Annotated in this window: 18 protein-coding genes; 14 read left to right on the forward strand and 4 right to left on the reverse strand. The window is 51.5% G+C overall.

Going from position 1 to position 23,063, the window contains the following annotated elements; genetic code table 11:
• Positions 1–225: 225 nt before the first annotated feature.
• Positions 226–660: a DUF6078 family protein gene (locus tag L888_RS0105215; protein ID WP_015310337.1), complete on the reverse strand. Its 435-nt coding sequence runs from the start codon at positions 658–660 to the stop codon at positions 226–228.
• Between the two features lie 240 nt (positions 661–900).
• On the opposite strand from L888_RS0105215, the gene L888_RS0105225 reads away from it, so the two are divergent.
• Genes L888_RS0105225 through L888_RS15060 form a run of 4 tightly spaced genes read left to right on the forward strand, consistent with a single transcriptional unit; the run spans position 901 to position 2,893 of the window.
• Complete coding sequence (locus L888_RS0105225) at positions 901–1,293, forward strand: alpha/beta hydrolase (RefSeq protein ID WP_044248703.1); 393 nt, start codon at positions 901–903, stop codon at positions 1,291–1,293.
• 5 nt (positions 1,294–1,298) lie between these two features.
• Positions 1,299–2,279: an aldo/keto reductase gene (locus L888_RS0105230; protein WP_027952115.1), complete on the forward strand. Its 981-nt coding sequence runs from the start codon at positions 1,299–1,301 to the stop codon at positions 2,277–2,279.
• Positions 2,280–2,306: 27 nt separating this feature from the next.
• A complete protein-coding gene (locus L888_RS15055; RefSeq protein WP_390182670.1) occupies positions 2,307–2,636 on the forward strand; it encodes a hypothetical protein in 330 nt (109 codons plus the stop codon).
• Positions 2,597–2,893 carry an alpha/beta hydrolase family protein gene (locus tag L888_RS15060; protein ID WP_052323275.1) on the forward strand — a complete coding sequence of 99 codons (297 nt, stop codon included), beginning with the start codon at positions 2,597–2,599 and terminating at the stop codon, positions 2,891–2,893. The genes L888_RS15055 and L888_RS15060 overlap by 40 nt, the downstream gene beginning before the upstream one ends.
• Positions 2,894–3,110: 217 nt before the next feature.
• Here L888_RS15060 and L888_RS0105240 read toward each other — a convergent pair whose 3' ends face one another.
• Both L888_RS0105240 and L888_RS13410 read right to left on the reverse strand, forming a co-directional pair.
• Positions 3,111–4,427, reverse strand: coding sequence for a family 43 glycosylhydrolase (locus L888_RS0105240; protein ID WP_027952116.1), 1,317 nt, complete (start codon positions 4,425–4,427; stop codon positions 3,111–3,113).
• A gap of 99 nt (positions 4,428–4,526) precedes the next feature.
• A complete protein-coding gene (locus tag L888_RS13410; RefSeq protein WP_044248712.1) occupies positions 4,527–4,772 on the reverse strand; it encodes a RagB/SusD family nutrient uptake outer membrane protein in 246 nt (81 codons plus the stop codon).
• 217 nt (positions 4,773–4,989) lie between these two features.
• Here L888_RS13410 and L888_RS13415 point away from each other — a divergent pair, with 217 nt between their 5' ends.
• The 10 genes from L888_RS13415 to L888_RS13420 all read left to right on the forward strand — a co-directional run bounded on the left by L888_RS13415 (position 4,990) and on the right by L888_RS13420 (position 22,730).
• Positions 4,990–7,707 (forward strand): hybrid sensor histidine kinase/response regulator transcription factor, encoded by a 2,718-nt coding sequence (locus tag L888_RS13415; protein ID WP_075261845.1) that lies wholly within the window; start codon positions 4,990–4,992, stop codon positions 7,705–7,707.
• Between the two features lie 68 nt (positions 7,708–7,775).
• The gene (locus L888_RS0105255; RefSeq protein WP_027952117.1) at positions 7,776–8,771 is read left to right on the forward strand and encodes a glycoside hydrolase family 43 protein; all 996 of its coding nucleotides are present in this window, start codon (positions 7,776–7,778) and stop codon (positions 8,769–8,771) included.
• Positions 8,772–8,817: 46 nt separating this feature from the next.
• Positions 8,818–10,302 carry a glycosyl hydrolase family 28 protein gene (locus L888_RS0105260; protein ID WP_156924983.1) on the forward strand — a complete coding sequence of 495 codons (1,485 nt, stop codon included), beginning with the start codon at positions 8,818–8,820 and terminating at the stop codon, positions 10,300–10,302.
• Positions 10,303–10,573: 271 nt separating this feature from the next.
• Positions 10,574–12,277: a glycoside hydrolase family protein gene (locus tag L888_RS0105265; protein WP_156924984.1), complete on the forward strand. Its 1,704-nt coding sequence runs from the start codon at positions 10,574–10,576 to the stop codon at positions 12,275–12,277.
• Between the two features lie 170 nt (positions 12,278–12,447).
• Positions 12,448–14,034 carry a GLUG motif-containing protein gene (locus L888_RS0105270; protein WP_169732668.1) on the forward strand — a complete coding sequence of 529 codons (1,587 nt, stop codon included), beginning with the start codon at positions 12,448–12,450 and terminating at the stop codon, positions 14,032–14,034.
• Positions 14,035–14,365: 331 nt separating this feature from the next.
• A complete protein-coding gene (locus L888_RS0105275) occupies positions 14,366–17,437 on the forward strand; it encodes a SusC/RagA family TonB-linked outer membrane protein (protein WP_052323278.1) in 3,072 nt (1,023 codons plus the stop codon).
• A gap of 61 nt (positions 17,438–17,498) precedes the next feature.
• Positions 17,499–19,340: a RagB/SusD family nutrient uptake outer membrane protein gene (locus L888_RS0105280; RefSeq protein WP_027952122.1), complete on the forward strand. Its 1,842-nt coding sequence runs from the start codon at positions 17,499–17,501 to the stop codon at positions 19,338–19,340.
• 120 nt (positions 19,341–19,460) lie between these two features.
• The gene (locus tag L888_RS0105285) at positions 19,461–20,150 is read left to right on the forward strand and encodes a DUF3823 domain-containing protein (protein ID WP_084567339.1); all 690 of its coding nucleotides are present in this window, start codon (positions 19,461–19,463) and stop codon (positions 20,148–20,150) included.
• A 5-nt stretch (positions 20,151–20,155) separates the two neighbouring features.
• Positions 20,156–21,757 (forward strand): alpha-galactosidase, encoded by a 1,602-nt coding sequence (locus L888_RS0105290; RefSeq protein ID WP_044248706.1) that lies wholly within the window; start codon positions 20,156–20,158, stop codon positions 21,755–21,757.
• Positions 21,758–21,785: 28 nt separating this feature from the next.
• Positions 21,786–22,730, forward strand: a complete 945-nt coding sequence (locus tag L888_RS13420; protein WP_084567340.1) for an alpha/beta hydrolase — start codon at positions 21,786–21,788, stop codon at positions 22,728–22,730.
• A 75-nt stretch (positions 22,731–22,805) separates the two neighbouring features.
• Here the strand turns inward: L888_RS13420 and L888_RS0105300 are convergent.
• Positions 22,806–23,063: ATP-binding protein (locus L888_RS0105300; protein WP_027952125.1), on the reverse strand; the 258-nt coding region annotated here is incomplete at its 5' end.

A 23,063-nucleotide genomic window follows, 5' to 3' on the forward strand; every position in this document is an offset into this window, starting at 1 on the left:
AGAACTAACGGAACCGGCCTTACACAAAAGTCGGTTTTCCTTTCATTTTTCGGCAGAAAGCATCAAGGCAAACCGTCTGAAACATCACCAACCGATGCTTGCGCCTTGAAGATATGCCTTGCAACGCATTGTTACCAAAGCGTGGTAACAGGATTACCAGCCTGCGGTAATGCCATTACCGGCATGTGGTAATGCTATTACCAATGTGCGGTAACGCCTTGGTCGTCAGTCGTTGTAGAAGCGGAAACGTTCTTCGTAGGCATCAAAGACCACTTCTTCGGTGTAGCCGTAACCGCGAAACAATTCGGCTATCCACGCTTGCTGCTCGGGGGAGAGAGCGCGGTGGCCATGCAAGTAGCGGTAGTAGGTGCCGTTGCCGCCAAGATAGGCCGTCAGCTCCGCACGCATTTGGGGGGCATGCCGCTGCTTCACCTCCCTGAATATACGGCTGAAGCCCACGGCAACCCGCATGGTCTCTATCTTTCTGAACATCGGACACACGGGGCCTTTCAGCACAGACGGGGTGACGGAGAGGGTCTGTTGCAGGTCGGCGGGAATGGCAAGACCGGCTCGATAGCGTAGGCATTCGCCCTTGCGCACACATTCTTTCAGGAAGCACAGCGGCCATCCTGTTGGTATTTGTTGGTAAGTCAGTTCCATATTTCCAGTGATTTTAGTCACAAAGTTACACATTATTTTATTATATTGCAAGCCCAATGTGTTTCGTCGAAACTCGTGTCGTCCTTTCATTTTCTGAAAAATTGGCCCGAACAGTGGAGTTTTGTGTAAAAGGCAGCAAAGAGCAGGTGGCGGGGCTCTATGCACAGCGATTGGCCGAGGCCGGCTTCGTCGCCATCGCTTTCGACGCCCGCTATCAGGGGGAGAGTGGCGCCCGAGGTGATGGGCTTCGCAAACATGTCGCCCGACGAGGCCCGCCGGCTCAAGGTGGACCTTTATCGTGAGGGCTACTTCTATTATGCCGTCACGCACAAGACGTCCAACGCGCCGGGCAGCTACCTGAAAAGCTCGCTCATGGACATGATGGCGTGGGATGCCACCGACCATGCAGACCTCATCAGCCAGCCGCTGCTCGTGATTGCCGGCGAAAAAGCCGACAGCCGCTACATGTCGGAGGAGGCATTCGCCAAGGCAACGGGCACGGCCGACAAGCAACTGCTCATCATTCCGGGGGCCACGTACATCAAAACCTACTACGTGCCCGAATACGTGAACCAGATAACAGCCAAGATTCAAGGCTTCTTTGCAAGCAAGTTAAATCAAAATAACAAATAATGGATATGGAAAAGAGAACATTAGGTAAAGACCTCGAGGTGTCGGCCATCGGACTGGGCTGCATGGGAATGAGCCACGGATACGGTGAGGCAAGGGACAAGAACAAAATGATTGCGCTCATCCGCAAGGCGCACGAGTTGGATGTAACCTTTTTCGACACGGCGGAATGCTACGGCCCCTACATCAACGAGGAGCTTGTGGGCGAGGCGTTGGAGCCTATCCGCAACGAAGTGAAGATTGCAACGAAGTTCGGCATACAGCTCAAAGACTTCAAGCAGACACTCGACAGCAGTCCAGTGACCATCCGCAAGAGTGTGGAGGGCTCGTTGCGGCGGTTGCGCACCGACCATATCGACCTCTACTATCAGCACCGGGTGGACAAGAATACGCCCATCGAGGAGGTGGCCGAGACCGTGGCCCAGCTTGTCAAGGAGGGAAAGGTGCTGCATTGGGGCATGTCGGAAGCCGGCGTTTCCAATATTCGCCGTGCCCATGCCGTGCTGCCGCTAACCGCCATTCAGAGCGAATACTCCATGTTCTGGCGTGAGCCGGAGCAGAAACTGCTCGGCACACTGGAGGAACTGGGCATCGGACTGGTACCGTTCAGTCCGTTGGGCAAAGGTTTCCTCACGGGCAGCATCACCAAAGACGCGAAGTTTGGCGCCAACGATTTCTGCTCCACCGTGCCGCGCTTCTCCCAGGAGAACATCGAGGCGAACATGGTAATCGTAGATTTAGTGAAGTCGATAGCCGAGCGCAAGCACGTCACACCTGCCCAAGTGGCCCTCTCATGGCTCAAGGCGCAACGGCCGTTCATCGTTTCCATTCCCGGAAGCCGAAGCCTGAAACATCTTACGGACAACATTGCTGCAGCCGAAGTGGTATATACAGAAAAGGAAATGCGGGACATCAACGAGGCGCTTGACAGCATCACGCTGCAAGGCAACCACTATTCGGCAGAGGCGCAAAAGAATATAGACAGATAACAATAACCCTCAAAAATAAGAAAAACAATGAAGATAAAAAACTCTTTGGCAGCTGTCATGCTGCTCTTCTCGGCAAGTGCAATGGCACAACAACCACTCTCGATAGCCCGTCAGGGACACTTCTCTGTCGGCGGCAAGACCCTGCAACGCGAGGGAAGCTACGACAACTCCAAGTTTGTGGGCTGGGCCACGCAAGTGGAAACGGGACAGAGTGCACGCGTAAACCATGCTTTCGTGGATTACCAGATACCGGCAGATGCCAAACAGTTGCCGCTGGTATTTGTTCATGGATTCCCGTCGCCGCCTACGAGCCGGGCGTGTATGTATTCCCCGAGGGGGAAGTACCGGCAAAGATAGACGGGCTGACGGGTGGCTGCGAGGGCATTCCCGTGCCGGCGGAACAGTTCAAACGGCTCACGCAAATACCCGTCGTGATGTATTTCGGCGACTACATCCCCGAAACGCCAAGCAAGAATCTCGGTGACGAAAACTGGCGCGTGCGACTGCAAATGGGCCGCAAGTTCGTCGATTGCATCAATCGTCATGGCGGCAATGCCACGCTCGTGGAGCTGCCCAAGCTCGGTATACGCGGCAACACGCACTTCCTGATGTAAGACTTCAACAATAACGTGCTGGCCGACCTGTTTGCAAATTGGCTGCAACAAAACCACTTGGATGCAAAATAAACCCGTTTGTTAGAATGATAAGAAACAGGATAGTCATTTTCTCCCAGACTCTGCTGATACGCAGATTTTCCTATGTAAGACATGGTCAGGAGAAGCAGATTGATGAAAAACGCTCTAAAGTTCATATACTTTTTAATTTCTACCTTTAATGAACCGGTGCCTTGAATACATACAACGCATCTATTCTTACACGGCAATCGTCAGAACCGTAATTGTTCTTACGCTTGTCCGACCATTTAGGACGGTCGCCTGTTACTTTTACGGTGATGCGGTAGCAGCCATAGAGCAGTACGGGCGTGAGGAGACGGATACCCTCACTGGGCACAAGACTGTAGCAGTCGACCAGCGAGGAGAACACCGTCTTACCTCGTCTGTCGTTCACGGTAACCAGGGCATAGCCGCCGTGACGGTCGGTTTTGCCTGTGATAGCAGCCTGGCAACCTCTGAACTGTATACTCACCGATTCACCCGGCTTGTTGGAGTCAAACCCCATTGACAACTGCTTGCCACCACACAGCATGTCGATGGCCTTGAGAGTATGCGGATTCCATGTCTCCCAATATTGTGGGATAGACAGGCTGTCTCCATCTATTTGCATAGGCAACCATACATAGGATGCACATGATGCCTGATGGGGATAGCTCCATCGATCGCCCATATACATTGGTGTACCATCGGGCAGTATCAGCACGCATGTCGTCTGCGAATTCCATGTAAGCGTGCCTTTAGGGCTAAACGTGCCATGCTTCATCCAGGGACCGGCGATATTGGTGGCCGTAAAATAATAGTTGTCGTTGCGCTCCCAGCTCGTCAGGTTCGACGTGAGCAGATAATAGATGCCGTCTTTCTTGAACATCGCGGGCGACTCACCTATGTCCATCACATCGGCAATCATCGTGTCCACGCTCAGATAGTCATCGCTGAGTCTATAAATGGGACCATGATGGCATAGCAAATAGCCGCGGCCATCGGTGTCCTGAAAGACGCCAATATCCCATTTACGAATAGGCTTGCCCTTGTATTGCAGCGTGCCGCGAAGCCGGTAGTCACCGTCAATGGTAACGCAGGTGGCCACCACCGTGTGCGGATCCGTATACTTCATGTCGTCGGCATGGGCAAAGAGCACATACTCTCCCGTCTTGGGGCACCGCATCACTTTCGGCCGTTCGCCCACACGTTGCGGCCCCAAGATACCATCCTTCTGTACGGGCAGCACCACGCGCTCGAAAATCCAGTGGACAAGGTCGTCGGAAGAATAGCAACCGAACCCAGGGAAGACATTGGTCGTGTCGCTTTTATATTCGCCGAAAAGCCACCAGCGACCGCCATCACGAATGATGCCCGCACCGTGGGCGTTGACAGTATTGCCATTCTGGTCGAACCATGGCACGCCGTTGACTATGGTTTGCCCAAATCCATGCAAACAGAGTAAAGTGAATACTAAAAGAACAAGTGACTTCATACTGATGTCTTTACATTAAGGGAGAAGCGCATCACGCGTCTCCCTTTCTTTAAAAACTTACTATAAACCTAATTATTAGCAGGAATACATCTTACTGTATCAATAGTTTGCGTTCTGTGGGAAATAACCTGTCGTTTGGTCGATAATCGACTGTGGAATTGGTCTGACGAGGATATGGTCGTCCATGCTCCCCTTGCTTGACGTAAGATTGTTGTATTTCTTCGTGCGCTCTATGAGTTTGCCTGTACGTTTAAGATCCATCCATCGGTTGTACTCGCCTGCCATCTCGCGGGCTCTTTCATCGAGAATGAAGTCGATGTCAATATCAGCTGGGGCAACGTCCATCTCTGCCTTGTGGCCAGGTTGATATAAAAAATCAATTGAAATCCATAAAAAATGTCTTGTAAACATAAAATTCTGCTTATTCACTTCTGCCGTTAAGCCGTTTTTTATGATATTTGCACTATAGTTCACTAACAGACGATACTCATACGAACCTCCTTGACAATACTCTTTTCACGATATTTCTATTACTTATACGACATATATTCACCATATGCTTATGCCATACTGCAATAAATCATTTTTCACGCACGCACTCATTGCCGCGCTATCTTTGACCATGCTGCTGTCCTGCGGCAGCAATGATAAGAAGACAAAGATCGGAGTTGTGCTCTACCATCAGTTCTCGTGGCGGGAAAAACTTGCCAATGAGATAAACTACGCGTCGTTCAGATATGAGAATCTGAATGTCACCACCGTGTCGTCAAACAATAACAGCTCGCAGCAGGTACACCAAATAGACTCCTTAGTAAAGGAAGGGATTGACCTACTCATCATATCGCCCATACCGACAAAGGAAGTTATAGACGCCATAAACCGCTGCTACGACCGCAACATACCGGTAGTGCTTGTAGACAACAAGAGCATCAACTGCAAGTACACGGCATTCATAGGCGCAGACAACGAGGAAATAGGGCGGTCGGTAGGCGAATATATCGGACGCATGCTGATGCCGACAGGCGGCAAAGTGCTTGAGGTGCAGGGCAAAGCAGGCGACCTCGCCACGGAAGAACGCCACCGCGGATTTATTAGTGCACTGAAAGCCTTTCCACAAGTACAGGTAGTTGCCTCGCCACACGGTGACTGGAACTACCCGACTGCCGAGGCTATAGTTGACAAGGCGCTCGCTATGCACGACGATATAAGCGTGGTGTTCTACCATAGCGATGGTATGGTCAACTACAAACTGCAGAGCCGCTATCTTGCCAAGGGCAAGTTGCTGAAAGTTATCGGCATCGACGCCCTCGCCCAAAAACCGTCCGGCATCGAACAAGTGAAGAAAAACTCTATCTCGGCAAGCTTCGTCTACCCTACGAGAGGCGACAAAGTGGTAGACCTTGCCATGAAAATCATAAACCGACAACCCTACACAAGGGACGAGATACTGCCTACCGGCGTTGTCGACCGCGACAACGTCTCCACCATACTGCAGCAACATATAGAAATCGACAGGCTTGACTCGCAGATACAGTCGATGCGTGTGCAGATAGACATGTCACAAACAGAGAGTACCTTGCGACTGCGCATATCACTGCTACTCACCATACTCGTCATCTCACTCGCCATCTACTGCGTCACGATATACCGCTCGTTCAAGAAGAAACACGAGCTGCACGCCACCATAAAGAAGCAATATGCAGAGAAAGAGATACAGACACAGAAACTGCTTGAGAGCAACAACCGCCTGCTGTTGCTCAACCAACAGATAGAGGAAGAGGTGCAGACAAAACTCAACTTCTTCACCAACGTAAGCCATGAGTTCCGCACTCCGCTGACACTTATTGCCGGACCGATAGAGAAACTGCGCACCGACGAAAGGCTGACGGAGGCGCAACGCCATAGTCTGCTTGACGTTGCGAGCAAGAATCTGTCCACTCTCATGAGTCTTGTAAGCGACATTCTCGACTTCAGAAAGGTGCAGGACGGCAAGATGGAGCTGCGATTAGAACAGTTTGAGCTTGTCAAGGCACTGAAAGACTGGACCGACAACTTCCGCAACCACGCCATCAGCAAAAACATTTCGCTTGAGTTCAACCACGAAAAGACACGTACTCTCTGGGGCCAGGCAGACAGAAAGAAGATGACAAGCATCGTTGTAAACATGCTCGGCAACGCTTTCAAACATACACCCGACGGGGGACGCATCACCTTGTCGCTCACTTCCGACAACGACACGTTCACGCTGAAGGTGTGCGACACGGGAGAAGGCATTGCCCCGGACGTGCTGCCAAGAATATTTGACGGCTTCTATCAAGCGCCTGGCAGCCAATCGGGCACAGGATTAGGACTGACTTTCACCAAGTCGCTTGTCGAACTGCACCACGGAACCATCAGTGCGGAAAGCACCGTAGGCTCGGGAACGACCTTCACCGTGACCATGCCCATAGCCCAAAAACGCGAAGAGATGGAGCAAAAGCTACTGGACGACGACAAGATGTTGGAGGAAGTAAACATACAAGGAGCCAGCAAGCCACGCGTATTGATTATCGACGATAACAAAGACATGTGCGAATATGTGCGCGTAATACTTGGTAACGAGTACGAATGCCAGGAGGCTTACAACGGCAAGGAGGGCTATGAGAAAGCGCTCCACTGGATTCCGGACATCGTGGTGTGCGACGTTATGATGCCCGTAATGGACGGAATAACATGCTGTCAGAAGCTGAAGACGACAACAGCAACCAGCCACATACCCGTGATATTGCTCACGGCGCGGTCGCTCGAGAGCAACTACATTGAGGGATACGACAACGGTGCCGACGCCTACATCACCAAGCCGTTCTCCGCAGAGGTGCTCACGGCGAGAGTGGAAAATCTGCTTGCCAACCGCAAGTTGCTGCGCGAGTCGTTTGCCCACGACGACAACAAATTCGAAATGTTTGCCACTCCGCGCGAGTCGGAGTTCGTCAAACGCTTCCAGGACTGCATAAAGGAGAACTGCTCAAGCCCCGACCTCAACATCGAAGACATCAGTTCAAAGATGAATCTGAGCCGGGCGCAGCTCTATGCGAAGATAAAGAACCTGACAGGACAGGCTCCTGTCGAGCACATACGAATGATTCGGCTGGAGTGTAGCCGTGAGTTGCTGCGCACAACAGAACTCACCATTGCGGAGATAGGCTACAAAGTCGGGTTCTCTTCACCCGCCTACTTCTCCAAATGCTTCAAGGACCAGTACAACATGACGCCTAACGAATTCCGCAACCAGAAGCGCTGAGAGCGCGACGGGAACCAGACAAGACAACAAGACACATACATATCACTCACTAATTAACATCAAGAGTTATGAGAAAAAGCAGCATTACAGTCTTACTCTGCCTTTCATCGCTCGCCATAGTGGCGCAAGAGAAAACTCTGTCACTAACCGATTTGCAGATACGCGACCCTTACATCCTCGCCGATAAGGCGTCATCGACCTATTATCTCTACCGCACACACAACGCGAAGAACGCCGACGGCAAGGAGACGGGAGGCATCGAGGTGTATCGCAGCAAAGACCTCAAGCAGTGGCACGGACCCAAGCAGGTGCTCACCCTGCCCTCCGACAACTGGAGCACGGGCGTAATCTGGGCGCCTGAGGTACACAAATACAAAGGCAAATACTACGCTTTCGCCACCGTGAACAGCGACATCAAATGGAAAAACAACGTGGAAGGCTGGGCCGAATACAAATGGCGCGGCACTCAAATCTTCCGCGCCGCCACGCCGACTGGTCCGTTCCTGCCCCTCACGAAGCACCAGCAGACGCCTCTCGACGAGATGGCGCTCGACGGAACGCTATGGGTTGAAGACGGCATACCATACATGATATACTGCCACGAGTGGGTACAAGTGTGCGACGGAACCATGAATCTCATACGTATGTCGCCCGATCTCTCACACACGGTGGGCAACCCGCAGATGCTCTTCAACGCTACAGCAGCGCCATGGGCTACAGGTGTGGCTACAGAGGCAGCCGACATGCCACGCGCAGTGGTCACCGACGGATGCTTTCTCTACCGCACACGCACCGGCAAACTGCTCATGATATGGTCGAGTTTCCACGGCAAAGACTACGCCACAGGCATCGCCAAGTCTACGACGGACAAGGTGGCAGGCCCCTGGCGGCAGCAGACTGAGCCGCTATACACCTCTGACGGTGGCCACGGCATGCTCTTCCGCACCTTCGACGGCCAGCTCTGCATCGTACTGCACTCGCCCAACAGCGGCAACGAACGGGCTCATATCTTCCGTGTCGACGACCTCGGCAACACGCTGAGATTAGGCCAAGAGGTGAAGTAAAGAGACTTTTCATAACAAGACCCACTTATCTTGCAAATATAACAAAATGAGAAACATCACATTATTGGCTACCGTCTTGCTGTTTGGTCTGCTACCCGCCAAAGCCCAACACGTCAGAACCAGTCCCGTACCCGCCGGATACCCGTTCATGGAACCGCTGCCACGCCATTTCGCCGTCACGGTCGAAGGGCAAGAGGTGGCACTCTACAACGACAGCACATTCTGGGGCGGCACCATCGACTTCGGAAGTTTCGAAATGAAAGACGGTGAAGAAGTCACCATCAGCGTAAGGCTGGATGAAGACATACGCTCACTTGAACTGCTGCCCAAGCCTAAAGACTGCAAGGTGAAGCAGAAAGGCAAGCGTCAGATAGAGATAACGACGAAAAAGGCAGACTGGCAACAGACCCTCGTCATAAACGGTTGTCCACGCAAAGGCCACGTCCTGCACCTGTTTTGCAACAGATATGCAGAGGAAGCGCAGCCCACAGGCTACAGATATGACGAGCCGTCAAAGACCCATCTCTTCGGTCCCGGCTACTATAACCTTAAGCAACTCACCGGCTCTACAACCCTTACGGTCAGCGGCGAACAGAAAATATACCTCGCACCGGGAGCTGTCGTCAACGGCAGACTGTCTATAAGAGACGGCAACGGAGCAAAGATTTACGGCAACGGAATGGTATGCAACAACCAGACATCCATGGTCACTGTAGACAATTCTATCCACTGCGCAGTGGAAGACATCACCGTGCACGGTCATGCGTGGCATGCGTGGCAAGTGATTGTAGGCAGTAGCAACAACGTAAGAATGAAGGGAATAAAGATATTCAACCCCCACTACGCAAGCGTAGACGGCATAGACATCGTCAACTCATCGCACTGCACCATAGACAGTTGCTTCATACGCGCCAACGACGACGCCATAGCCATCAAGGGACTGGGCAACCACAAGCCGTCAGAAGGCGTGGCGGTCACCGATCTGCGCTTCAGCCATCTGCAGTTATGGAACGACTGCAACAACGCTTTCGGCATAGGCGCCGAGACCCACTGCCGCGAATACAACAACATCAGATTCACCGACACCGACATACTCTTCTCCTACGACGATCCTGTACACCACAACAACCTCAACGAACGCGCCGCCATGAACATCTGTTCACTCCATGGCACGTTCTTCCACGACCTGTTGTTTGAGAACATAGACGTGTATCACTGCCAACGCCTGATAGGTCTGGGCTTCAGACAGGACTTCTGGTTCGGACAGCTGGAGGGTGACCAGACGGGAGAAGGAGGCGTCTACAATGTGACGTTCAGAAACATACGCTCGTTCGAGATAGACAACGGACCACTCAACAACAAGGTCTTGCTCTACGAATGGCATCGTGACGGCACACCCGACAAGCTCCTTAGAAACATCAAGTTCGCCAATGTGCGCATCAACGGGAAGAGACTCCAAAGCGCCGATTCGCCACATTTCGACCTCGAACCTGCCATCGGACATGACCTCAAGAAAGAATTGAAATTCTGACAACAAAGCCGTCGGAGCTACCATGCAGCAAACTGCGCTTTACAAGGTTTATCCACAGAATCAAAAACACGCATCAATGGAGTGTATGTAAAAATTTGAAAAATTGTATAAAAATAGCAAAATAACAGTTTTTTATATTCAACAAGACAAATTTTATATATCGTTTCACGGATATTTCGGACTTTTGCAACAGAGTTATTTACTATTATCGAAACCATAAACATCTATTTGATATATGAGAATAAAGTCTTTATTTATAATCTCCCTAGTCTTGTCAGCATTTGCTGCACAGCCGGCAGACGCCATAGACTATGAGGTATGGTCTACCACAAACGCCAAGGGAACAAACCATACCGCAGCCGACGGCAGCTTCAAGACATTTGCACGGCCTAACGAAATGACGGCTACCGACCTCTCTCCACGCTTCAACGTGCTGGTAAACAAAGAGGCTTACACCGGTTTGTACTGCGCCAAGAACGAATGGGGAGGCACTGGCAACTTCGGAGTGGTAGACATCAGAAAAGACACACCAACAGAGATTGTAGTGTCTTGCAGAAAGGAACTGGGCGACTACGACATACTGCCCCACAACGCCGACATATACGACGTGGAGGAACTGAACTCCCGTATACTGAAGTTCAAGATAAAGAAGCCGCAGCAGAACATCACACTCGTGCTCAACGGCGACTATCAGAAGGGTGACGTGCTGCACCTTTTCTTCAACGACGCTGACGAGGAGGAGCCTGCCGTAGACCCTGAGAAGAAAGCCAAGGGCGGATACTTCTACGACCACGGGACAAAGACCTACTACTTCGGACCAGGCTATCACGACCTGTCAAAAACGCATAACGGCAGTGTGACGGTGTCTGGCGGACGCAACATCTACATTGCCGGCGGCGCGGTACTGAAAGGACAGATAACCATCAGCGGCGCGGGCAGTTCCATAAAGGGCCACGGCATAGTGTTTCAAAGCGACGACGGCAGTGGCTCACAGCTCAACGTGAACAACTGTACGCAGGGCAAGATTGACGGACCGGTATTCTATCGCTACAGAATCAAAGGGTGGCAGACGACATATACCTACAGCAGCAACATGACGATAAAGAACATAAAGGTCATCTGCGTATATGGCGGCAGCACCGACGGCATGGACTTCCAGGGCTGTCATAACCTCAGTTTCGACAACTGTTTTGTACGTGCCAACGACGATGCCATTGCGGTCAAGGGCCTGTGTTCGGGCGACCCGAAAGACGCTCCGCCCGAGAAGAACCTTTCGTTCAACAACTTCCAGATATGGAGTTCAGCTAACGGCGGCTTCAACATAGGCGCCGAGACCACATGCTACTACGAGAACATAAGGTTTACCAATAGCGAAGTGCTCTGCTCCTTTGACGGAATCGGACTGAATGGATCTATGGACGACCGCGCAGCCCTCAACATCTGCGCCCTCCACGGCACCTATTTCAAAGACATACTCTATGAGAACATATATATAAACAAGTGCGAACGCCTCATCGGTGTGTCGTTCAAAGACAGCTTCTGGTACGGTACCCTGCAGGGAGATCAGTCGTGGTCAGGCGAAATAAAGGGCATAACCTATCGCAACATAATCTGTCCGAACAACACGGGCGGTAACATTTCCAACGACATTCTGTTCCAGGGATGGCATCAGACAGTGCCTATGGACAGATATCCAAACGGCACTCCCGACAAGTTCATACACGATGTGACTTTCGACAATGTGCTCGTTGAAAGCGAGCCGGTACTCGGGTGGGACAACAAACATCTGTTCACCAACAACACCGACGACCTGAAACTTGTCTACGACTTCCATTTCAGCACCACAAACAGCATTGAAGAACTGAACGTGAAGCCACAACACAACGGGAAATGCTACAACATTGACGGACAACAGATAGCAAAGCCCACTAAGGGTTTATACATCAGAGATAGAAAGAAGATTTTCTTGAAGTAATGAGTTTGAAGACTTAAAGTAATAAGTCTGAAGACTTGAATGTTTGAATTGTAATACTTGAAATAATGAGTTTTAATCAATGGTGATGCAAATCACTTACATACTAACAAAATCTAAGCAATATGAAAAAGCTTTTTCTCCTCGCTTCTTTCTTAGGAGCAACATTGACCATGTCAGCACAAAGCTTTGCTGGCGGTACAGGAACAACTGAAGACCCTTATCAGGTAGCAACAGCTGAGCAACTGCAAGCTGTGACCGACTTCACCACGTCTAACTTCATACAGACTGCTGACATCGACCTCAACGGCGTAACATTCAATCCTATCGCCACGTTTACTGGCGTCTACGACGGCGACGGACACTTTATCGACAACTACACAGTAGAGAGTGGCTCCAACGGCGTTGGGCTCTTCGCAAGACTTAACACCCCCGGTGTCATCAAGAACGTAAAGATGAGATATGCCAACATTGTCGGCGGCAACTGGTCAGGCATTCTCTGCTCTACCAACGGCAACTGGGAAGTACTGGGAGGCAACATCGAGAATTGTGAAATATACGACTCTTCAATCGAAGCTCTGGGAAGCGTAGGAGCCTTTGCGGGCGTCGCTGCCGGCAACTTCATTGGCTGCCGCGCCTTCAATGTGACTGTGGAAGGTACAGAAACTGTCGGCGGTATATCCGGCGATAACGAGGGTGGCGGACGCTACAAGGACTGCTCTTTCCACGGTAGCGTTATTGGTTCGGCAAACACCGGTGGCATCTGCGCTTTCTACAACGGTGCAAGCAAGTGGGACTACGCCTTTGAAAACTGCGTGGTGTACGGTTCTGTTTCTTCTTCAACTGGCACTATAGGCGGCGTACTGGCACAGCCTAATTGGAACTGCGAAAACGCTCACATCACCAACTGCGCCGTGTTTGCAGACTGCTCAGGCCAGTGCGTAGGTTCATTCGGCGGCAATGCACTTCGCGGAAAGCTCACCAACAGTTACGCTACAGGCAATGTGAAGGCCACAGGACAGTGGACTCACGATGTATACACAGACAACTGGAACGGCGGTCTTTGCGCCGTGAACTTCAATGGCCCTATTGAAAACTGCTACTTCTCAGGCGTCATAACAGGCACCGACGATGTGAAGACTGCCGGTATCTGCGGCCGCAACTGGCCAGGCATCACCGTGTCACACACATACTACAATGGTGACGGCGTATCTATGGGCATGGGCGACGGCGACGACCCCACCACCTACGACACCAAAGATTTACTTCCCGAAGAGATGCTTGTACTCAGCAACTTCAAGTTCACGGACATGAGCAAATGGCAGATTGCAGAAGGCACGACTCCGTTCTTCGCTAACCAAACCGCCCCGCTCAAGATTACAGAGTGTACGACAGCCAAGATTGCAGGCACTAGCGAAGCTGATTTGGATTTTGTTTACATCTATGGTTCACTCAGCGAGACCATAACAAAACCCGTAACCATCAGCAATGGCGCATGGTCTGTAGAGCTGGCTGACGGCGATGCAGTAGAAAGCGAGACTGTGACGGTTATCGGTATTGGCAAGAACAAGATGCCGTCTATGGTGACAAAGACAAAGGTCGGCGAGGCTACAGGCATCACTTCTGCAACAACCAACACAGCCAAGACCGTCAAGGCTATCTACAATATAGCCGGACAGCGTGTCAACGGCATACAGCGCGGACAGGTCAACATCGTGAAGTACGCCGATGGTTCTTCTGTTAAGGTAACAGGCAAATAACAAATAAACAACAGACAATCAGCTTAAAAGCAACAAATTGTTGGCTTAAAGGCAACAAGTAATTAACTCAAAAAACAACCGTGTGAGGCTCTTCGGCAAAGGGCTGGGAGTCTCACACTTCTTTTTCTTACAATCATTTCAACCAAGCCGTCTTTGAAAACGGCCAACCAACATACCAAAGTCTATGAGTTATAACCGACAAAAATATGTAGCCATTGCCTCTATATTATGCATCTCCTTGACGTTCGGCCAAGAGACGCAAGCAATGGCAATGTCCTACAGTCCGAACACGAGACAAGTATTACAAGACAAAGCTGGGCAAAAGCAAACATTGACCGGACGTGTAACCGACGCCAACGGAGAAGAGCTGATTGGAGCAGTGGCCAAGGTCGTAGGCACGTCAAGCGGCGCCGTAACCGACATCGACGGAAAGTTCTCTCTCACATTCTCTGGAAAGCAGAACGCATCCATATCCGTCTCCATGATTGGATATGTAACAAAGACTGTACGCGCTGCAGAGGCTCAAAACGGAACGCTCAACATTGTGCTGCAAGAAGACAACCAAGCCCTTGAAGAAGTCGTTGTGGTAGGATATGGAGCCATAAAGAAAGAGTCGCTGACGTCAGCCATATCAAACATCAAGAGCGAAGACATCGCACGATCGGCTGCTGTAAACACATCAGGAGCATTGGCAGGAAAGATTCCAGGTATCAACAGCCGCCAAAGCGACGGACGACCGGGACAATGGACAAGCATAAGCATACGTAACATGGGCACGCCTCTTTATGTTGTAGACGGTGTACAGATGGATGAGGGACAATTCAACAATATCGACTATAACGACATTGAGAACATTTCTGTCCTGAAAGATGCCTCCGCATCTATCTATGGTGTACGTGCTGCCAACGGCGTTGTTGTCGTAACTACCAAGTCCGGCAAGAGAAACCAGAAGTGTAGGATAAACCTTAACTCCTACTATGGATGGCAGTCCATGTTCCGCTTTCCGGAGTTGGCAGACGCATCAACCTACGTAAAGGCAAGCGTTCAGGCAACCACGTTGGCAGGACAAACAGCCAAATACTCAAAAGAGGAATATAACGCCTACGTCAACGGAAAGAAAAAAGGATTCAACTGGAAAGACTACATCTGGCAAGACTCCGCCCCACAGTGGTACACGGAAATCAGTGCCAGCGGCGGCTCGGACAAGATAAGCTACTATGTGGCAGCCAGTCACATCGAACAGGAGTCCATGGCAAGAAACTTCGGCAACTTCAAGCGTTCGAACATACAACTGAACGTTGACACCGACATTACTGACAACTTCCGCATAAGAGCACGCATCAACGGACGTGTAGAGGAAAAGAAGAACGCGGCTTTTAACATGAGATACCACGGCAACGACGAATACTGGACTCTAACATACGCTGTCGTGAACAACACCCCTACGCAATTCCCATACGCCAACAACAATCCGCTTTACCCGGCAATGTGTGGCTGCGCCGGATACACCAACTATGCCAACCTCACTCTTGACAAAGCAGGACGTGCCAAGGACTACTGGCGAGTGTTCCAGAGCAACCTCGCGGCAGAATGGGAACCGTTAAAAGACCTTGTCCTGAAAGGCATGGTGTCATATTTCAACAGCAACGAGCGTTACAAGTCACGCTCACGCGGCTACAATCTCTACAGCTACGACGAAGGAACCGACTCATACAGCATCATAAAGACATACTCCGGCGACTTCAACAGCCGCTGGCAATACATTGAAACCATCAACACGCAAGTCAGCGCAAGCTATAAACACAACTGGAACGACATACATACACTTGATGTATTCGCAGGTATGGAGTCATATCTGAACAACAATCCCGGCGTCTCCTACGGCGGATTCCCTGCCATGGACGCCCTGAAGGTGGGCTACTTCAACGAGCTACGCAACTTCAACGAGTGGAACGAGAACGCGTCAGCACGCCTTGGCTACATGGGGCGCATTAACTATGAATACAAGCATAAATATCTGCTTGAGATGGCAGCACGTTATGATGGTTCATGGAAGTTTGCCCCCAGACACCGTTGGGGCTTCTTCCCCTCCGTCTCTGTAGGCTGGCGTGCAAGCGAAGAAGCGTTCTGGAAGAACAGCTTCCTGAAAGACTACATCGACAACTTCAAGCTCCGTGTCTCTTATGGTATACTCGGCGACGACAACATTTCGGACTACGGTGCATTCTCATACCTAAGTGGTTACAACTACAACACAGGCACTGCAGTCCTTGACGGCGCCATCATCACCACCTCTTCTGTGCGCAATCTGCCGCAGACCGAGATTTCATGGCTTAAAGCACATACTTTCGACGTGGGCTTAGACTTTGCTGTCCTAGACAACAGACTTAGCGGTAGCATTGACTATTTCCAACGTCTCCGCAAGGGACTGCCTGCTTCCCGCTACGACATCGTAGTGCCTTCAGAGATTGGTTTCTCTTGGCCGCAGGAGAATCTGAACTCCGATATGGTGAAGGGGTTTGACGCTTCACTCGTTTGGAAGGACAAAATCAACGACTTCTACTACTCTGTTGGCGGAAACATAACATACGCCCGTGAGTACACATGGAACCAGTACAAGCCGGCATTCACCAACTCACGCAACTACTATGTGTACAACCAGCATCACCGCTACTACGGTGCGAGCTGGGAATTCAACTGCATCGGCCAGTTCAAGTCATGGGAAGAGATAGCCGCTTACCCTGTAGACATCGACGGCAAGGGCAACAGTACACTCCGCCCTGGCGACCTCATCTATGAAGATGTAAACGGCGACGGCATCATCACCTACGACGACCAGAAGCCTATCGGACACAAGGGCTACGACGGTTCTGCAAAGGGTGACGACAGCCGCACACCGCTTCTGAACTTCAACTTCAGCCTAAGCATGGCATGGAAAGGCTTCGATCTTGCCGCCGACTTTGCTGGAATGGCATTCTTTACGAAGTACTTCAACTGGGAAGCGCGCTTCCCATTCCACGGCGACGGCAACACGTTCCAATACTACATGGGCAACCAGTGGAGTCTGTCAGACCCTTGGAACGCCAAAAGCGAACTCATTCCCGGCAAATATCCTACCATGCTCTACGGCAACAACGGCCACTCCAACTATTTAGCAAGCACGTTCTGGAGTGAAGAGATGTGGTTCCTGAAGCTGCGCAACCTCCAAATTGGCTACACACTACCCGAGAAATGGTCGAAAAAGATATACATGAACCGAGTGCGCGTCTACTGTCTGATGCAGAACCTGTTTTCGTTTGACAACATGCACAAATACGGACTTGACCCCGAACTGACCACAGTCCAAGGCTCAAGCTATCCTACCACGCGCGTTGTAAACATCGGTTTCAACATCACGTTCTGACATTTTCATGTCACCATCTAGCATTAAAGAATTTTACATATTAAACCACTTAGAAAACAACATGAGACAATATAAGCTATTTTCATGGATTCTCGTCTGCGGACTGGCACTGACATGTTCTTGCTCCGACTATCTCGACAGAGAGTCAGACACTATATTCTCTGACAAGGATGTGTTCTCCGACCAAGCAATGACCAAGTCCGTCATGGCAAATTTCTACAATCAGGTAGACTTCGGACCAAATTTCCAAAACTTCGGCGACTTCTCCACCACACAAGGCACATGGGGAGAGCTGGACGAAGCATCTTGTTTCCAGACCAACTCCTCCACATCCTATTCCACAGCATTGTGGCGGCTCTATCCCTACGGACTGATTCGCAATCTCAACCAGTTCCTCGCCAGCGTGCGAGAGAGTAGTGTGCTTATCGACAAAGACAAGAAACAATATGAGTACGAGACACGATTTCTCCGTGCATGGGCATACTTCTACATGGCCCGCGGCCTTGGCGGCATGCCTATAGTAGGCGACAAGGTGTTCACAGTGAACGACGATCTCGCCGAGATGCAGATAGCACGCAACACAGAAGCGGGCATCTACGACTACATAATAAGCGAATGTGACGAGTGCGCGAAGAACCTTCCCGACAACGGTGGCACCAACCAAGCACGCGCCAGCAAATATGCGGCACTCACACTAAAGGCCCGTGCCGCCATAACAGCAGCCAGTCTGGCGAAATACAACAACCTTGTCACTCCCGATCTCGTCACCACTGGCGGCGAGGTTGGCATCCCTGCCGACAAAGCCGACTACTATTACGACATAGCAGAAAAGGTAGCGTGGGAGATAATAGACTCTAAAAAGTTTGAGCTTTATAAGAAGGAAGCCGACAAAGCGACCAACTTCTACAAACTGTTCGTAGACAAGAGTGGCAACAAGGAGGTGATATGGGCACGCGACTACCTTGCCCCCGACGCCGTACACAGCTGGTCTGCATCATCGTCGGCGCCCCAGCTCACAGGCAACTCGTCAGCCAACGAGAACACACCGCTGCTCAACCTCGTCGAGGCATACGAATACACCAACAACCGTGACGGTCACCTGAAGATAGCAGACGCCAGCGGCGAATACATATTCTACGACAATGCCAACGACGTGTTTGCCAACAAGGACCCGCGACTGAAAGGCACCATCATGGGCCCTGGCGACATTATAGACGGCAAAGAGATGGTCTACCAGACCGGACAACTTAAACTACAGAAGAAAGGCAAGAAGTACGTATGGACCACAAAGACCGCAGCCGCCGGCACTACCGACGACGATGGCGACATCATAACCTCTGTCAACGGTCCACGCGCCAGCGCAGGAGCTTGGGACAACACTACGGGCTTCAACTTCCGCAAATACCTTGACCCGACGGAAAATGGCCGCAAGGCATCGGTAGGCAGCGACGTGTGGTTCATACGCATGCGTTACGCGGAAGTGGTACTTATCTACGCCGAAGCCAAACTCGAGTTAGGCAAGATGAGCGAAGGTCTGCCCTGCTTCAACTCCATACGCGAGCGCGCCGGCCTCAACCCGCTGCCCTCATACACCCTGCTGGACATTGAGCAGGAGCGACGTGTGGAATTTCCGCTTGAAAACCAACGCTACTGGGACCTGAAACGCTGGCGTCGTGCCCACATCGTATGGGACGGCGAGAACGAGAACTCCACACAGTGGAGTCTGTTCACCTACAGAGTGAAAGACCCCCGCAGCGCAGAAAACGGCAAATGGGCTTTCCAAAGAGTACAGAACTCAAAGATGGTGAACGCCCGCAAGTTCGAGATGAAGAACTACTACAACTTCCTCGACGCCTCATGGCTTGCCAACAACCCCAAACTGGTAAAGAACCCGTATCAATAATCAACGTTTAAAAGCGCACATCGTCACGCCACGGCAGGGTTATGACAACCTCACCCCTGTCCGTCGGCATAGCGAAAGCGCTGATACAACACACAGTTTCAATTTAAAGACTTAGCACTTATGAAGAAAACTATTTTCCATACTTTGTTCATTGCAGCTACAGCCATACTGCTTGGCAGCTGCTCAGCAGACAACATGGAAGCCCCATACTGTCACATAACAGGCAAGATATGCTACAACGGCGAAGTAATCGGCGTGCGCGGCTCAGGCAGCAACCAACTCACCCCTACCGTACAGATAGAGGTATGGGAGTCTGGCTACGGCAAGGAAGCGGCACTCGACGTCAATGTGAAGCAGGACGGCACATTCTCTACATACGTCTACCCCGGCGCAAAGCGCATCATCACCAAGCGCGACGTAGGTCCGTGGGAGCAGACCGACACCATGCGCATCACCGTCACTGGCAACAAAGAGATAGACCTGGAGGTGAAACCTTACTTCACCATCTCCAATGTGAACTACACATACAACGAGTCTGCCAACACCCTTACAGCCTCATTCCACGTGTCACAGATCGACGAAGAGGCAACCATAAAGTCGATGGGCGTGCTGGTCAACAACACCTATTTTGTAGACATGGCAAACTACAAAGGTTCAAAGACCGGTAACGGACAGGCTGGCGACGTGAGCTTCACCATCAACCTCAGCGAAATGAAGAACAAATACCACGCCCTTTACGCCCGGGTATTCGTGAAAAGCGACAAGTCGAGCTATGAATGTTATTCAACGTTACCTTATCACATCTGGTAGAACACATGGTTAAAAGACTTTTTCTCTCAGTCCTGTGCCTTGCTGGCCTAAGCGCCAGCGCACAGGACACCCCCACTATGGGCTGGAGTTCGTGGAACACCTTCGCGCTGAACATCAACGACGACATCATAAAGGGACAAGCCGACGCTATGGTATCTACCGGACTGAGCGACGCAGGGTACAAGTACATCAATATAGATGACGGATATTTCGGCGGACGACGCATGTCAGACGGACTGCTACTTATACATCCCGTGCGCTTCCCCAACGGTCTGAAAGGACTGGTCGACTACATACACAGCAAGGGACTGAAAGCCGGCATCTACTCCGACGCAGGCAGAAACACATGCGGCCACTTTTGGGGCAACGACACCATAGCCCACGACGTGGGGCTCTACGGCCACGACCAGCAAGACGCCGACTTCTTCTTCAAGACGCTCGACTTTGACTTCATAAAGGTAGACTTCTGCGGCGGCACCGACTGGACCAACTTCGACAAGACCGTGCTCAACGAGAAGGAGAGATACACCGCCATCAGCAACGCCATAAAGGCGACGGGCAAGAAAGGAGCAAGACTCAATGTGTGCCGATGGGACTACCCCGGTACGTGGGTGAGCGACGTGGCACTGTCGTGGCGCACCACCCACGACATAGCCGACAACTGGGAGTCTGTAGCTGACATCATACACCAAAACCTTTACCTGTCGGCCTACAGCTCACCAGGACACTACAACGACATGGACATGCTTGAGGTGGGACGAAGCCTCAGCGCCGACGAAGACGCCACACACTTCAGCCTGTGGTGCATCATGAACTCGCCGCTGCTCATCGGCTGTGACATGCGCACTCTGAAGCCGGCGACACTCGCTCTGCTGAAAAACAAGGAACTGATAGCCCTCAACCAAGACCCCTTGTCACAGCAAGCCTACGTCGTAGGCAAAGAGAACGGATGCTACGTGCTGGTCAGAGACATCTACAGACACAACGGCAAGACCCGCGCCTTCGCCGTGTACAACCCCACGGAAGAGACAAAGACCGTAACCGTTGATTTCACATCGCTCGACCTCGACGGCAAGGCGGCACTGCGCGACCTCTTCGAGCGCCGCGACATAGGCACACACACCCACTCGTTAAAGGTGGAACTGCCGCCCCACGCCACGCGCATCTACCGCGCCACGGCACAGAAACGGCTCACGCGCAGTGTGTACGAAGGCGAATGTGGCTACATCAGCGACTACCAGGAACTGGTAAACAACCAGGCTGCCATGACCGGCACCTACGAAGAGGCACCCGAATGTCACGGCGGTGCAAAAGCCACATGGCTCGGCGGCAGCGCAAAAAACGACCTCGTGTGGCGCAACGTGAACGTACCGAAAGCCGGAGACTACCACGTCACACTGCACTATCAGTACGACAAAGCCTCGTCATTCACCGTCGATGTGAACGGAAAGGAGCAGGCACACCTCAACACAGTTGCCACACACAACGGACACGTGGCCATCGTCTCTGCAACACTGCGCCTCAACAAGAGCGACAACACGGTGCGTCTCCACAACGACAGCCAGCGTATGCCCGACATCGACTGCATGATAATAAAACAACATTGAAAGCCACTGTTGAAAAAATTATAATCTAATGAAGAAGACCACACTGTCGCTCCTTATGCTGTTCATCTGTCTGTGGGCATGTGCCCAGGACGGAACGGTCATGACGCTCGAATACACGAGTCGCGTCAAACAATTCAACCTGTGGCCGGACGGAGCGCCAAACAGCAACGGCATTACGGCACCGGAAACCGACCTGGGGCTGTATGTCGCCAACGTGACAAAGCCCGTGCTGACAGTCTACGTGCCCAAACACCCCAACGGACTTGCAGTGATAGCATGTCCGGGAGGCAGCTACATACACGTATGGCAAGGGACAGAGGGCCACAACATGGCAAATTGGTACAACAGCCACGGAGTAACCTACGCCGTGCTGAAATACCGTCTGCCAAACGGCCACTGCGACGTGCCGGTGAGCGATGTCTACCGCGCCATGAAGATAATGAAAGCTCACAGCGAGGAGCTTGCCGTCAAGCGGCTCGGCATACAGGGTTGCTCGGCAGGAGGACACCTGGCAGCCACCGCTGCCACCCACTACATCAGCCAAGCAGAGCGGCCAGACTTTCAGATACTGTTCTACCCCGTCATCTCGTTCGACCCGGCGTTCACACACAAGGACAGCCGCGACAACCTCATCGGCAAGAACGCATCTGAACTGCAAGTTCGGCTCTACAGCAACGAGCTACAAGTGACAGCCGACACACCACCGGCATTTATTGCCGCCAGCACCGACGACACGACGGTGCCCGTGCGTAACAGCATGGAATACTACAACGCGCTGCTAGCTAATAACGTACCAGCAGCCCTCCTGCTCTTCCCTACGGGCGGACACGGATGGGTCGGCAACATCGCCTTCGCCTACAGACAGGCGTGGAAACAGGCTCTTGCCACATGGCTACAACAACAATCTAATGAAATGAAACACGTCTCACTACACTGGAAAAGCCACTCTGCTTTGACCCCTTTGACCAAGTAGAATTTGCTCCTGTTGGCCACAACATGATTGACCCTTGTAAAGTTCTGGTGCAGGGGTCAATTTTATTTTACCCTTTTAGATACTCTGGCTTTTCTTAGCCCTTAACTTACGCATGCTTTCGCCATATAATTCTATGGTATGCGCCGTATGAATGATACGGTCAAGAATGGCATCTGCTATTGTCGGGTCCCCCACCATGTCATACCAGTTGGACGCAGGGTACTGTGAGGTTATGATGATGGATTTCCGTTCATGCCTGTCTTCGATAATTTCGAGCAGTATGGGCCGTTCCCTGGCGTCAAGAGGCACAAGGAACAGGTCATCAAGGATAAG

The sequence above is a fragment of the Hallella seregens ATCC 51272 genome (assembly GCF_000518545.1).
Lineage (GTDB): Bacteria > Bacteroidota > Bacteroidia > Bacteroidales > Bacteroidaceae > Prevotella > Prevotella seregens.